We start from the raw sequence: 14,554 nt of genomic DNA on the forward strand, positions 1-14,554 counted from the left end.
TGGCTCTCACGGAGGTATTGGGAATTTCTTCGTCCAACAAATTCAAACGATGTAAGGTAAATGGTGACTGATGCGTATCGGTTAGCAAGACACCGCCACCAATAGATCCAAGCCACATATTCCCAAGGTTGTCTCGTATGATTGAATTTATTTCATCACAAGGTATGTGATAAGGTGACTTTTTGGATTTATAATTAAGGAAGGCCCCAGGCTGTTTATGTCTCATCACACTCAATCCCGTACGGTACCTACCCAAAGAGTCTGAGTATTCAAGTCCTCCGCTATGTCATAGACAATGTTATCAGAAAGACTATGTTCATCTCCGGTCGTATGCCGATAATTAATATAAGAGACATTCTTCATATCCTTTGGATTCTGAAGCAAGAAAAGCCCACATTCCCAACTCCCCACCCAGATGTTTTTCTGAGAATCTTCATAAATTACATGGGCCGAGTTACGCTCATTAATCTGAGGATAAGCAAAAAACTTTTTAGTAGTAGGAGCATATCGGTAAAGCCCGCTTGACCATGTACCAATCCATATATCCCCCGCCGAATCCTCAAATAAAGATTTAATGGCACAATGCCCCAACACACCGCCACTTAACTCAAGATCATAAAATGCGAATGAGTCCTGTTCAGGAATATAACGACACAATCCGGTATCTGTACCTATCCAGACTGTATTATTCCGGGCAATAAGTAAACAGGATACAATATTATTAGGGATGGCAGGCGAGAGATATTTACGTATTTCTCCTGTCTTCTTATTCAATACATTCAAGCCCTCCTGAGTACCGATCCAAAGATTAGAGTCATTATCATCGCCTAAACAATACACATTATTGTTCGTCAATAAATCCGGAGAATAGAGGTTTGATTTATAAAGTGTAGTCCGATAGCCATCGTATTGACAAAATCCATATCTGGTAGCAAACCACATGAAGCCATCCTTAGCTTGATAGACTTTTTGCACTTCATCGGTAGGAAGGCTATTGAAAATAGATAGCTGCTTAAATTTTAGATTCGAGATAACATCATCAGCATGCAACGGAGTATCGTATAAAAAAGGCAATAGTAAAAGCCAGAGCCTCTGAAGTTTGAAAAGCGAACCTAGTATATTTCTCATGTTATTAGATTTGATCACAATGCAAATATAATAAGTTCGCAGTGAAATCAAGGAGGAATTTGCGTTCTTTCTAGTAGAATATAAGCCAATCTACTACATATATTTACTAAAACCTCTAAGTCTATAAGTACATTACTGCAAACTGCTAAATTTTAATAGTAGACCGCCGTTTACTTCACCTTACACGTAAATTATTATACGCCAGGGCTTGGAATTATTAGATAAAACTCTGCTGTTAGCATATAATTATGAGTATACGCTATTAAAATTCATTATTACAAAGAAAAAATACATTTTTCAGTTGCATATTTCATTTTTTATAATATTGCGAATAAGAAACGAACCTTTGTTAATTTAAAACAGATTTCTATGAAAAGAAATTTTATTTTATCCGCCTGTCTTTTGGTTATGCTTTTGCCGATTGCAGGACAAAACGAGCCTACCGCTCCTCCGCCTCCGTCGCCAGAGTTAGATCTATTCAGCAATGATATTTCCCCGCAAGTGGAAATGATGAATCGCTATGGTACCTATCCTGTAGACTTATCTACTGGTTTAGTAGATATATCCATACCGCTTTATACAATAAAGACACCAGGAGGATTAACAATGCCATTGACGTTAAGTTTCCATGCTTCCGGTTTGCGTTCGAATGAGCGTGAAGGTCTGGTAGGGGTTCGGTGGCGGTGGATCTGTCAGTAGAATTATCCGCGGGTACCGGATATGGGAAATCGTACAATTAAGATAAGCAACCAAGAGAAGTGTAATTAAATAGAAAAGCGGCCCTTGAAACCAAGAGCCGCTTTCGCATATTTATTTTCTAAACCTGTTTTGTTCAGATTAGAGTTTCGGACCAGCAGCAACCAATGCTTTACCAGCAGCGTTACCTTCAAACTTAGCGAAGTTCTTGATGAAACGTCCAGCCAAGTCTTTTGCTTTTTCGTCCCAAGTGCAAGCACATTCGTAAGTATCACGTGGATCAAGGATCTTCGGATCAACTCCCGGAAGTTCTGTAGGAACAACGAAGTCGAAGAAAGGAATAACCTTAGTCGGAGCTTTGTCGATAGCACCATCAAGGATAGCGTCGATAATACCACGAGTATCTTTGATAGAAATACGTTTGCCGCTACCATTCCAACCTGTGTTAACCAAGTATGCTTTAGCACCAGTCTTTTGCATCTTCTTAACCAATTCTTCACCGTATTTTGTTGGGTGCAATGACAAGAAAGCAGCACCGAAGCAAGCAGAGAATGTCGGAGTTGGTTCAGTGATACCACGTTCTGTACCAGCCAATTTAGCTGTAAATCCAGAAAGGAAGTAGTACTGAGTTTGCTCAGCGTTCAAGATAGATACCGGAGGCAATACACCGAATGCGTCAGCTGACAAGAAGATAACTTGTTTTGCGTGAGGGCCTTTAGACACCGGTTTAACGATGTTTTCGATGTGGTAGATAGGATAAGAAACACGTGTGTTCTCAGTTACTGACTTATCAGCGAAGTTGATTTCACCTGCAGCGTTTACTGTACAGTTTTCCAACAAAGCATCGCGTTTGATAGCGTTCCAGATGTCTGGTTCACTTTCTTTATCCAAGTTGATAACTTTAGCATAGCAACCACCTTCGAAGTTGAATACACCTTCGTCATCCCATCCGTGCTCATCGTCACCGATCAACAGACGTTTCGGGTCAGTAGACAAAGTTGTTTTACCTGTACCTGACAGACCGAAGAAGATAGCAGAGCTTTTGCCTTCTTTATCTGTGTTAGCCGAACAGTGCATAGAAGCCATACCTTGCAGAGGTAACAAGTAGTTCATGTAAGAGAACATACCTTTCTTCATTTCACCACCATACCAAGTATTCAAGATTACCTGAATCTTTTCAGTCAAGTTGAATACAACTGCTGTTTCAGAGTTCAGGCCTAATTCTTTGTAGTTTTCAACTTTAGCTTTAGAAGCGTTCATGATAACGAAATCAGGCTCACCGAAGCTAGCCAATTCCTCAGCGTTCGGACGGATGAACATGTTTGTTACGAAGTGAGCTTGCCAAGCCACTTCCATGATGAAGCGCAGTTTCAAGCGAGTATTTTCGTTAGCGCCACAGAAAGCGTCAACAACGAACAGTCTTTTGTTAGAAAGTTCTGCAGTAGCCAAAGCTTTAACTGCGTTCCAGCATTTTGCGTCTACCGGTTTGTTGTCGTTTTTATATTCCTCAGAAGTCCACCAAACTGTATTTTCACTGGTTTCGTCTTTAACGAAGAATTTATCTTTAGGAGAACGTCCTGTATAAACACCTGTCATTACGTTTACAGCTCCCATGTCAGTAACCTGGCCTTTTTCAAAACCTACCAAACCCGGTTTCGTTTCTTCAGCGAACAAAACATCGAAAGACGGGTTGTGTAAAATCTCAGTTACACCAGTAATACCGTACTTGCTTAAATCTAAATTTGCCATTTTCTTTTGAATTAATTAAAATTGGTATCTTGTTGATTATCTCTTTTTACCTTAGAAAGGGCCTTTTCGCACCCCTATTAAATCCGGATACAAAAGTAATACTTTCTTTGGAAAGCAAGAAGTTATTAGAGAAATTTTTCTCTAATGAAATCTCTTTTATATATCCATAACAATATCTGCCACCTGAATGTTGCAAATTGAAAGATTATCATTTACTTTGCAAGCGATATTATACCAATACTTTTAAATAAAAACAACAAGGTAAGCAAAGTTATGAAAGTCATTGATTTTAGCCTGACAAATTCGATTCTGAACCAATATGTATCCGAGATTAGAAATGTAGAAGTACAAAACGACCGTTTGCGCTTTCGCCGCAATATTGAGCGGATCGGAGAAATTATGGCTTACGAAATAAGCAAAACATTCGATTATTCGATCAAAGAAGTTCAGACACCTTTGGGAATCGCACCCGTCAGTACTCCGGACAATCAATTAGTTATTAGCACCATTCTACGTGCCGGGCTTCCTTTCCACCAAGGTATTCTCAGCTATTTCGACCAAGCTGAAAACGCCTTCGTATCAGCTTACCGTAAATACAAAGATACACTCAAATTCGATATACATATAGAATACATCGCGTCTCCACGCATCGACCAGAAAACACTCATTATCACCGACCCGATGCTAGCCACCGGAGGTAGCATGGAGCTTAGTTACCAAGCTATGCTCACCAAAGGAGAACCGGCCGAAATACATGTAGTATCGATCATTGCCAGCCAACAAGCGATCGACCATATTGCGGAGGTATTCCCCAAAGACCGAACTACAATCTGGTGCGCAGCCATCGATCCGCAAATCAACGAACACTCCTATATCGTTCCCGGACTGGGGGACGCCGGCGATTTGGCCTACGGCGAAAAAGAATAAAACGATTTTGTAGATAAAAAACAGTCCTCTGTCGATTCTGTTTTCTAGTCTTTCCTCCTTCCACTATTTTTGGTTATCGAAAATCAAAAATAGAGGATTCAGGTATGGAAATGAATATGAAAGCATTAAGTATTGCAGTTTGCCTAATCAGTTGTTTAGGCACTGCGTCGGCACAGTCTGACGATCTCAACACGAACGGAAGGCAACAAACCGAGCGGAAACAGTTGCCGCGCGAAGTGCCCAACCCGGAGAAAATCGCTACGCAGATGACTGATCAGATGAAAGAATCCCTTCAGCTAAACGAAAAACAGTATAAAAAGATATACAAGCTCAACCTAAAAGAGCAAAAAGAACGCTTTACAAATAGCCAGAATTCCGGGCAAAGACGTCCGCCTATGCGCGGTGAAGGTTTTGAAATGGGAGGAGAACGCCCGCCAATGGGTGGAGGTAGGCCTCCGATTATGGGCGATGGAAGTTTCCCCGATCAAATGGATTCACCCTCACGCACCAATGGAGACAGCGATAAGGAGAAAGCCGAAAGCCTGCAAAAAGTGCTGAAGCTAAAGAAAAGAAAATCAAAAAGATATTATCTACGGAACAATACGCAAAATGGCAAACCGAACAAATCACACACCGTAATAAATTCTCAAAACATTAAGCAGGAGTACTTTGATTGATTTGATTAACAGAACGTTTGTTTTTCATAATTTTTTAGTGAATGTGATAGGTCTCCTTCGTGATGAAGAAGACCTATTTTTTAAAACTAACTACAACCGATTCAGGAAAGCACATAAGCATAACCGTATGATGGAGAACGGATCATTAGCTCTTTTCAGCACCAGAAACTGGTTCCTATATACAATGTTCATTTTTGGCTTTCAGCCTTTCAGTTTTCACGTAACCAGTTAATAGTCAATATATAGAACCTGAAAGAAGGGGCTGAAAGTAAAAAATATAGCTTTCAGCCCCTTCAGCTTATAGGTTGCGGAAGTCAATCTGCCAATCAACATAGAACCGGATTTAGCGCAAGCTTATGAGCCAACGACTCCGGACTTGACCAGATAACTTATTGCCGCATGGAAGAAAACAACAACACGCACCCGGCCTGTTTATTCCGAAGACTTAGAAAACTCTATTCTTTACTAAAAGCAAAAGCTGAAGGCAGCACCTCCCTTTCAGCTTTCGCTTTCAGACGTAATACACTATAAAACAGAAGATTGCCCCTGAAGCTGAAACCTGAAAGGCAAAATCAGAAAATCTTTTTTTCGGCCGTTTTTGCTCGGAACTGCCGGCCAGTTTACGCCATTTCTTCTGCTCCACAAGTAGGTTGATCCTCAATCCGAAGGAAGTGAAACAACCCATGCTTTGAATGAAATGAAGCGGGTCTTTGAATGAAATGCCGTGGGTATCCGCTTCATTTGCCCTGGGCATTTGAATATTTGCGCCGGGCATTTGAGTCAAAACACCGGGGCAAACGGTAAAATGCCCAGGGCAAGCGGAAGAAATCGAGCCATTGATTCGACAAGAAGTCACAGCCAACTGAGTAGTGCTGGGGAGTTTTGCAACAAGAAATACGCAAAAACAACTAAACCTGCATGCTGCTTACCCTAAGCTTACATGCAGGTTTAGTCTATCTATCTTGAGAAAAAGATTCTAATTATTTCTCTTCGTTGGCAGTCTTTCTTTTACGATTTGTCCAAACCAAAACGAGAACTCCAACTAAGAGCAAAGCAAGTGCCGCATAAGCGATGCCTTCGGTCGTATGCAAGCTCTGCGGATCAAAGCTCATTTCAATGATGTGCTTGCCCGCAGGAATATTCATTGCCCGCAAAATATAATCAGCGCGAGCCAACTCTACCGGTTGCCCATCAACGGTCACACGCCATCCCGGATAGAATATCTCGGAGAAGACAGCGACACCGGCTTCTGTTGACGAACTTTCGTACACCAAATGATTCGGTTCATAAGCCGTCAACCGGATAACAGACAACGAATCTTTATACCTTCGGTCACACCCTTCAACTGCTCTTTGAACTTAACATCCACTACCGCAGTCTCAGTCGGTAAAATAGTGTCCAACGCGTTTATTTCCTCATTGGCATTATCTACATACATAACCTTATTAACAAACCAGGCATTGCCATAGGCATAAGGATTCTGAATAGGCACCGTTTGTCCCTGTTGTCCGGCAGGCAAAATAAAGTATTTAGTATTCAGCATATTCAATACACGGAACTTGGAAGCGTCTACACTATCCATCTTTCCACCGGCAGTTGCAATCGCTTGATAGACGCTCTGCATCTCTTTCGAGATATGGTGATCGATCATCTCCTGATATCGCCGAAGTTTAGCCGCATGATACCCTCCTATACTTTTATGCCAATAGGCTGTATTATTCTCATTAAACGCATTGCCGGAGATATTGAATACCCGATAGTTCAAATCGGTATCCTGTAAGATCGCTTCATCCGTGGCGGTCTTGCGGAACGCTTCCACCCGCTGCGACTTCGGTACGAATTGTTCGTCATACAGATAGCGCTTGTTCACACTCCACATATCTACGAGACAAAGAATCGTAATCGCTGCCACAACCCAAGACGCTTTCAGTTTACGATTCGCGTAAAGAGCCAGCACCGCACATCCAACGGCAATAACGAAGAAGCTACGCCATGCATCCGACGTAACCAATGCCTTACGTACTTCCTCCAGATTAGCGACCAACGGGCTTAACTGTTCTCCCGGAATGGCTTGTTGCAAAGCAGCCATCTCTTGTGCCGGGATATAATTGGAAAAGACAATCTCGGGCATTACAGCCAAAATCAGCGCAACCCCCATAGTCAACGCCAAGCTAACCAATAACGGGGTCCGATTTTCTTTCAGTTTTAAAGATTCGGGATTCGACAAAACCTCTTTCAAAGCAAAGATAGCCAGCAGAGGAATGGTGAATTCGGCAATAACCAGAATGGAAGACACCGCACGGAACTTATTGTACATCGGTATATAATCGATAAAGAAGTCGGTCAGCCCCATAAAATTCCGCCCCCAGGAGAGCAGAATCGAAAATACTGTGGCTCCAATCAAGGCCCATTTCAAAGGACCTTTGACGATAAAACAACCCAGTAGGAATAGGAATAACACGAACGCTCCGACATAGACCGGCCCGGAAGTCATAGGCTGATCGCCAAAATATTGCGTCAGTTGCGAATAAATGTTGCCATACATCGGATTGGCTTTCTTCATCGCAGTCTCACTCTCCGCTATGGGAATGGATGCGCCTCCTTTTACATTCGGAACCAGGAAAGTCAAGGTTTCACCGATTCCATAGCTCCATTGCGTGATATAGTCGCGATCCAAGCCGCTACTGGTTTGTTGGGCGGCAGGTCCCTCCCGCTTCAACTCACTCTTTCCACGCATGGTTTCCTTACTGTATTCGTAAGTGTGATATAAGTTAGACAGGTTGGCACATACGCCAATCAAAGCCGCTACGGCTAGAATAGCACTCGCCTTAAAGAAATGGGGCAGTTCCTTCTTTCGGTACGCATCTTCAAAGTAAGCTCCTACAAAGAACAAGATGACAAACATGAAGTAATAACTCATCTGTATATGATTCGACTGAATCTGAAGAGCAATAAACAGAGCAGTCAGAATACCACCCAGCAGGTATTTCTTACGATAGGCCAATACCACACCCGCAATGGTAGGCGGTATATAAGCCAGCGTTACAAACTTCCAGATATGCCCGGCGGCTATTAGAATAAAGAAATAGGAAGAGAATCCCCATATGATACTTCCTAACCCGGAGAGCCAGACTGACAGTCCAAATGCCCGCATAAGTATATAAAATCCCAGCATCATGATGAATGTAAGCATCACGTAGGATGGGAGGAATAAGCGATAGGCTTTCTCAACCACCTGAACCGGTTTGGTTGAATCATAACTCGGTGCCATCTGATAGGTTGGCATTCCACTAAATATCGAGTTTGTCCAGCGGCTTCTTTCTCCTGTACGCTCAAGGTATTCCTGCGCATCTTGTCCGGCACCCGCTCCCGCAGCTGTATCATGCTGGAACAAAATACGCCCTTCAATATCGGCAGGGAAAAAATAAGCAAAAGAAAGGAGGACAAATGCCAAGATAGCAATAAGATCAGGAAGGATTTTCTTCATATTAGCCAAGAGTTAAGAATGAAAAGAGAGGGCTAGGAAATGATCAGATCGAATGATTCCCAGCCCTCAACTTAAAATTAATATCTGTAATGCTCTGCTTTATAAGGCCCATCTACGGTTACCCCGATATAAGCAGCCTGTTCCGGAGTTAGTTTAGTCAGCTTCACACCAATCTTTTCTAGGTGCAAGCGTGCGACTTCTTCATCCAAATGTTTGGGCAGACGGTACACGTCCACTTCATATTTCTTGTTATACAACTCAATTTGAGCCAGTGTTTGATTCGTGAAAGAGTTACTCATCACAAATGACGGGTGGCCGGTTGCACATCCAAGGTTGACCAAACGTCCGTCAGCCAACAGAATGATACTGTGTCCGTCCGGGAAATAATAACGATCTACCTGTGGTTTGATATTCACACACTTAATTCCAGCGAAGTGCTTCAAAGCATCAACCTGAATTTCATTATCAAAGTGTCCGATATTGCAAACGATAGCCTGATCTTTCATCTTTTCCATATGATCGATCCGGATAATATCAATATTACCGGTGGTAGTCACAAAAATGTTACCTTCCAGACAAGCGTCTTCCATGGTCAGTACTTCAAAGCCTTCCATGGCAGCTTGCAAGGCACAGATCGGGTCTACCTCGGTCACCAAAACACGGGCACCGTACGAACGCATGGAGTGTGCGCATCCTTTACCCACATCGCCATAACCACAAACGACCACTACTTTACCGGCGATCATTACGTCAGTAGCCCGCTTGATGCCATCCGCCAACGACTCCCGACAACCGTACAGGTTATCAAACTTAGATTTAGTAACCGAGTCATTCACATTAAATGCCGGGAATAGGAGTTTACCCTCTTCCTTCATCTGATACAAACGATGTACACCTGTCGTAGTCTCTTCCGAAACACCACGCATTTCAGCAGCTACCCGATGCCAGCGATCTTTATCTTCAGCCAGAACTTTCTTCAAAATTGCATTCAGTTCTATTTCATCTTCAGCATGAACTTCTTTATCCAATACAGCTGCATTGTTTTCAGCATCAAAACCGACGTGGATCATCATTGTAGCATCACCTCCATCGTCAACAATAACTGTCGGCCCCTTGCCACCGGCAAAGTTCAACGCTTGCAGCGTACACCACCAATATTCTGTTAATGTCTCTCCTTTCCAGGCAAACACCGGCACACCAGCGGCTGCAATAGCTGCTGCTGCATGATCTTGCGTAGAATATATATTGCAAGAGCACCAACGAACTTCAGCTCCTAATACGACCAAAGTTTCAATTAGCACAGCAGTCTGAATAGTCATATGCAATGACCCCATGATGCGGGCTCCTTTCAAAGGTTGAGATTCTCCATACTTTTCGCGAAGAGCCATTAGCCGGCATTTCCTTTTCTGCCAAATCGATTTCCTTGCGTCCAAAATCAGCAAGCGTAATATCTGCCACTTTGTAGGGCAGCGTAGAGAATAATTCTGTAGACATATTGTAAATCATTTAAATATAAAGTATATATGGCGGCAAAGGTAGAACATTCTGATAAGTAGGGCAAAAGCTATCTGCTTTTTTTATAAAATAATAACTTGCAACATAACGCCTATTCTAAAATTATAGTACTATATTTGCAACTAGCAACTCATTTTCTACAAAAAATATAAGCTATATAACCGCAAGATGGAATATAACGAAAACGAGACAAAAGCAGACTTATTGAAGAAAATAAAAAGATTGGAGAAGGAAGTCGACAATCTTTCCTCCGAAGTTGCCCTGCACGAGAGAAACCGTTTTCGTGACAGGTACACTACCCGTATTTTAGATGCGCTACCCGACATGCTTACCATACTTGACCACGATGCCAATATTGTGGAACTAGTATCTTCTCCGAACACCAGTCATATCGAAGGAGCCACGATTGAAAACATCGTGCATCGCAATGTCAAGGACATCCTTCCTCCAAAATCGTACGAGAGCATACGCATCATCATGGATAAGGTTATTCAAACCGGCATCAGTTCCATTGCTCAACACGAATTAGTAATCAATTCCGTCGTGTACCACTTTGAAAATCATATATCCAAACTGGATGATGAATACCTACTGTGCATATGCCGCGACATCTCCCACCAATGGGAAATAGAACGGGCCAAGGAAGAACAACAGAGAGCATTGACGCTGGCCCAAATCAAGGCAGAAGAAGCAGACAAGCTAAAGTCGGCGTTCCTGGCAAACATGAGCCACGAAGTTCGTACTCCGCTCAATGCAATTGTCGGGTTCTCCAAGATTATCGTCAATGGAGATTCTACAGAAAGAGGCCAGTATGCCGACATTATAGAGAAGAACTCGCACATACTGCTCAATCTATTCAATGACATTCTAGATCTTTCAGCTTTAGAAGCCAGTTCGTTGGAACTTAGCTCCCGTAAGATTCGGCTATTGGATATTTGCTGCCAACTTTATCAGCTGTATCGCGACAAGACGCAGGGTGAAGTAGAACTCATCTTCGATGGAGGAGACGCCGATACGTATATCTTAGGAGACTTGGAAAGGCTGACCCAGGTGATAAACAACCTACTCAATAATGCAATAAAATTCACCATTCAGGGAGAGATCCACTATGGCTTTCACCAGAAAGGGAATATTGTCGAGTTTTATGTCAAAGATAGCGGAATAGGCATCCCGTCGGAAAAAGCGGCAACTATCTTTCAACGCTTCCGCAAGATTAATGATTTTGTACAAGGCACAGGATTGGGACTTACACTTTGCCGAATGTTGATAGAGAAGATGGGAGGCCGCATCTGGTTACGTTCTAAGGAGAAAGAGGGAACTACATTCTATTTTACACTTCCTTGCTTGCAAAGCTGACAATTCTCAAACACATTATATATATGAACGAGCCACCTAAATGTTTGAAGCATTTAGGTGGCTCGCTTTATAAAGTCTGACAGTTAGTTCTGTCGAATCTTACTTTTTGGCAACAGCCGGCACACTCAACATTTCCTTATACTTCGCCGGATTATTCAATATCTGAATAGCCGCTTCAAGGTCATTGTCATCTTTCAACTGCTGGATAAGACTACCCCGTTGGAAATAGTAGCGCTTCACAATCTCATTGGTAATCATGCGCTTGATATCTTTTGAGAAATAGTCCAGGTCACGCTCCAGGTTATGATTCAGCTTCTTCTCTAAGGCCTTAAACTCATCGGAGGCATCTTTCATATAACCTTCAAACTCGGCGGCTTCTTTCAATGTCTTTAAAATCTTCTCGCTCTGCTGATCGTATTTGAAGTCGGCCTTCTTTACCGTAGCCTTGAAGTCGGTATAGTCAGAAGCTGTTAATTCAAATTTCTCCGGACTGGCAATCGTCGGATGCTTCAAGCAATACTGTGTAGCGTAGTCAAACACTAGATTATCACGTACTAAATAGAAAAGAATATTCGGAAGCTTTTCCTGTTTCACAGCGATGTCGGGCATTACACCACCACCGTCACGCACTTCGCGTCCGGCTGCCGTATGGAATATTTTAGTCAAGCTGTCGGGTATCGCCCCAACACTACCATCTTCATTCCGATTCTTATAATCAATCGCTTGTACGCAGCGTCCGCTCGGAATGTAGTATTTAGATGTGGTAACCTTCATTGTTCCGCCATAAGGTAATGAGCGAGGTACTTGCACTAATCCTTTACCAAAGGTACGATTGCCAACAACTACCGCCCGGTCTAAGTCCTGCAAGGAACCGGATAAGATCTCGGATGCCGAAGCTGTTGCACTGTTTACGAGTACAGCAACCGGGATATCCAAATCTAAAGGTTCGCGCAATGTTTTATACGAGTTGCTTGCTTGTTTAATCTTTCCCTTCGTGGTTACAATCACTTTACCGCGAGGCAAGAAGTAGTTGGCTATTTCTACAGCCTCATCTAGCAGACCTCCACCGTTGTTACGTAAATCGATCACTAAAGAAGTGGCGCCTTTCTTTTTCAGATCAAGGAATGTTTTCTTAAAGTCCTTGGAAGGGTTACCGGAGAAAGTACTCAGATTAATATATCCTACGTGGTTTTCGAGTACACTGGCATACGGGATTGAGGGATTCTGAATAGACTCACGCACAATCGTAAACTCCAGAGGCGTATACGTACCTTTCAGGTTGGGACGATCGACCTTCAGTTTAAAGCTTGTACCTGCTTGTCCGCGCAACATTTGGCTTACTTCGGCATTATTTTTCCCCAAAAGATCTTTCCCATCGATTTCGACCAATATATCGCCAGCCTTCAATCCGACCTTCGCCGCAGGCGTATTTTCAAAAGGTTCGGATATGACCGAACGCTTCAATTTGGTATCATAAGTGATGTAAGAGCCTATACCTCCAAAGGAACCTTTGATCATCTGCTCCAATTCACTCTGATCTTCTTCCGGGAAATATTCCGTATAAGGGTCGAGTGAGTAAAGCATATTGTCGATACCTTCCCGAACCATTTTATTGGGATCAAGGGTATCTACATAGAACATATCCAGTTCTTTAACGATCGCACTGAATACATTCAGGTTCTTGGCAATCTGGAAGTTCTTATCATCTCCACTCTTAAAACTAAAGAAAGCAATGACAGCAACTACAGCCACCGCACTGACAGTTATCCGCTTACTCAGCAACTTCTTCATATAACTTTTTATTAAAATAAAGTGTAAAAGTAGCTCAAACCCTGTTTATTCCGCTAAAATCTCGTTGATATTTAACTTAATTTGGTCCCAACATTCCTGCGAGATCGTAGTTCCGATGACTTGGATCACATTTCCAGAAAGCGTTGAACCTATTTTGGCGCATTTTTCCAGGGAATAGCCACAAGTTAGTCCATATAAAAAGCTGCAGCAAAGTAATCACCGGCACCGGTTGTATCGACTACTTTTTCTACCTTCATGGCCTTTACCTTGATTTGCTCCGTTCCTTTGCGAATATACGAACCACCGGAACCGACTTTCACAATGGCAATGCTGCATTGCTTTCCGATCACTTCCAAAGCCTCTTCCGGTTCTTTGCCGGTAAATGCTTTCGCTTCTTCTTCATTCGCAAAGACAATATCTACATATTTATGGATTAATAAGGTAAAGAATTCCAGATCGGCTTCGACAATGTTGTAGCTTGCCATATCCAGACAGATTTGCAAGCCGGCTTCCTTTGCCAATTCGATGGCATGAAGAATCATTTCATGGTCTTGAACAAGATACCCTTCAATAAATAGATAAGCATATCCTTTGAACATATCTAAAGTCAGTTCTTCGGCCTTCAACGTAGAAGCGGCTCCCAGATAGGTACCAAAAGTACGTTCTCCGTCGGGGGTAATAAAGGTAGATGCGACTCCCGAAGGCAAATGTTCTGAGGTCAACATCTTGTCCTCGATCCGGTTTTTCTTTAAATTTTCCTTAAAAAACTTCCCGTAATGATCATTTCCTACTTTTCCGATAAAACCTGTCGAAGCTCCCAAACAAGCTAATCCAAGTATGGCATTTCCGGCTGATCCGCCTGTTGCCAAATGGGTTTTCATCTGCGAAAACTTTGAGTTAATCTGTTGTAGCTTAGCTTCATCTATGAGTTGCATGCTTCCCTTTGGTAATTCCATTTCATGCAAAAGAGTATCATCATTCAGGGTCGCAAGTACGTCTACCAGCGTTGCCCAATCCCACTATTTTGTCCATTCTAAATATTTTTTTTGCAAAGATATTGCATATTTCAAAATATCCTATTACTTTTGCATCGCAATTGAGAAAAACATTCTTCCTTAGCTCAGTCGGTTAGAGCATCTGACTGTTAATCAGAGGGTCCTTGGTTCAAGTCCAAGAGGAAGAGCGAAAATAAGAAATCTTGATTGCAAATTCTTCCTTAGCTCAGTCG

General features: G+C 42.5%; 7 protein-coding genes, 1 tRNA gene and 4 pseudogenes. 5 read left to right on the forward strand and 7 right to left on the reverse strand.

The features are described from left to right. A pseudogene (locus JCM10512_RS20185) lies at positions 1–1,128 on the reverse strand (ligand-binding sensor domain-containing protein); the annotation flags it as partial. A 369-nt stretch (positions 1,129–1,497) separates the two neighbouring features. On the opposite strand from JCM10512_RS20185, the gene JCM10512_RS20190 reads away from it, so the two are divergent. Continuing rightward, the gene (locus JCM10512_RS20190) at positions 1,498–1,827 is read left to right on the forward strand and encodes a hypothetical protein (protein ID WP_148298502.1); all 330 of its coding nucleotides are present in this window, start codon (positions 1,498–1,500) and stop codon (positions 1,825–1,827) included. A 138-nt stretch (positions 1,828–1,965) separates the two neighbouring features. On the opposite strand, the gene pckA is transcribed toward JCM10512_RS20190, so the two are convergent. Beyond that, a complete protein-coding gene (pckA, locus tag JCM10512_RS20195) occupies positions 1,966–3,573 on the reverse strand; it encodes a phosphoenolpyruvate carboxykinase (ATP) (protein WP_044165673.1) in 1,608 nt (535 codons plus the stop codon). 273 nt (positions 3,574–3,846) lie between these two features. Between pckA and upp the strand changes: the two genes are divergently transcribed. Together upp and JCM10512_RS20205 are read left to right on the forward strand one after the other, a co-directional pair. Continuing rightward, positions 3,847–4,500: a uracil phosphoribosyltransferase gene (gene upp / locus JCM10512_RS20200; RefSeq protein ID WP_044165676.1), complete on the forward strand. Its 654-nt coding sequence runs from the start codon at positions 3,847–3,849 to the stop codon at positions 4,498–4,500. A 116-nt stretch (positions 4,501–4,616) separates the two neighbouring features. Continuing rightward, positions 4,617–5,177, forward strand: coding sequence for a DUF4890 domain-containing protein (locus tag JCM10512_RS20205; RefSeq protein ID WP_148298503.1), 561 nt, complete (start codon positions 4,617–4,619; stop codon positions 5,175–5,177). Between the two features lie 511 nt (positions 5,178–5,688). Here JCM10512_RS20205 and JCM10512_RS20210 read toward each other — a convergent pair. The 3 genes and pseudogenes from JCM10512_RS20210 to ahcY all read right to left on the reverse strand — a co-directional run bounded on the left by JCM10512_RS20210 (position 5,689) and on the right by ahcY (position 10,170). Continuing rightward, positions 5,689–6,039: a hypothetical protein gene (locus JCM10512_RS20210; RefSeq protein WP_044165677.1), complete on the reverse strand. Its 351-nt coding sequence runs from the start codon at positions 6,037–6,039 to the stop codon at positions 5,689–5,691. Between the two features lie 118 nt (positions 6,040–6,157). After that, positions 6,158–8,664, reverse strand: a pseudogene (locus JCM10512_RS20215) (YfhO family protein). Positions 8,665–8,741: 77 nt separating this feature from the next. Then, positions 8,742–10,170 (reverse strand): annotated as a pseudogene (gene ahcY / locus JCM10512_RS20220) (adenosylhomocysteinase). Between the two features lie 177 nt (positions 10,171–10,347). On the opposite strand from ahcY, the gene JCM10512_RS20225 reads away from it, so the two are divergent. After that, positions 10,348–11,535: a PAS domain-containing sensor histidine kinase gene (locus tag JCM10512_RS20225; protein ID WP_044165678.1), complete on the forward strand. Its 1,188-nt coding sequence runs from the start codon at positions 10,348–10,350 to the stop codon at positions 11,533–11,535. Positions 11,536–11,634: 99 nt separating this feature from the next. On the opposite strand, the gene JCM10512_RS20230 is transcribed toward JCM10512_RS20225, so the two are convergent. Both JCM10512_RS20230 and JCM10512_RS20235 read right to left on the reverse strand, forming a co-directional pair. Then, positions 11,635–13,326 (reverse strand): S41 family peptidase, encoded by a 1,692-nt coding sequence (locus JCM10512_RS20230; RefSeq protein ID WP_044165680.1) that lies wholly within the window; start codon positions 13,324–13,326, stop codon positions 11,635–11,637. Positions 13,327–13,371: 45 nt separating this feature from the next. Then, positions 13,372–14,358 (reverse strand): annotated as a pseudogene (locus JCM10512_RS20235) (adenosine kinase). Between the two features lie 77 nt (positions 14,359–14,435). On the opposite strand from JCM10512_RS20235, the gene JCM10512_RS20240 reads away from it, so the two are divergent. Beyond that, positions 14,436–14,509, forward strand: a tRNA-Asn gene (locus JCM10512_RS20240). Positions 14,510–14,554: the final 45 nt, after the last annotated feature.

The organism is Bacteroides reticulotermitis JCM 10512 (genome assembly GCF_000517545.1).
In the GTDB taxonomy this organism is placed as follows: Bacteria; Bacteroidota; Bacteroidia; order Bacteroidales; family Bacteroidaceae; genus Bacteroides; species Bacteroides reticulotermitis.

Bases quoted from the DNA above. Each gene is read 5' to 3' on its own strand.
- JCM10512_RS20190 (WP_148298502.1), top strand. From the start codon at position 1,498: ATGAAAAGAAATTTTATTTTATCCGCCTGTCTTTTGGTTATGCTTTTG.
- JCM10512_RS20230 (WP_044165680.1), bottom strand. From the start codon at position 13,326: ATGAAGAAGTTGCTGAGTAAGCGGATAACTGTCAGTGCGGTGGCTGTA.
- JCM10512_RS20225 (WP_044165678.1), top strand. From the start codon at position 10,348: ATGGAATATAACGAAAACGAGACAAAAGCAGACTTATTGAAGAAAATA.
- upp (WP_044165676.1), top strand. From the start codon at position 3,847: ATGAAAGTCATTGATTTTAGCCTGACAAATTCGATTCTGAACCAATAT.
- JCM10512_RS20205 (WP_148298503.1), top strand. From the start codon at position 4,617: ATGAAAGCATTAAGTATTGCAGTTTGCCTAATCAGTTGTTTAGGCACT.
- pckA (WP_044165673.1), bottom strand. From the start codon at position 3,573: ATGGCAAATTTAGATTTAAGCAAGTACGGTATTACTGGTGTAACTGAG.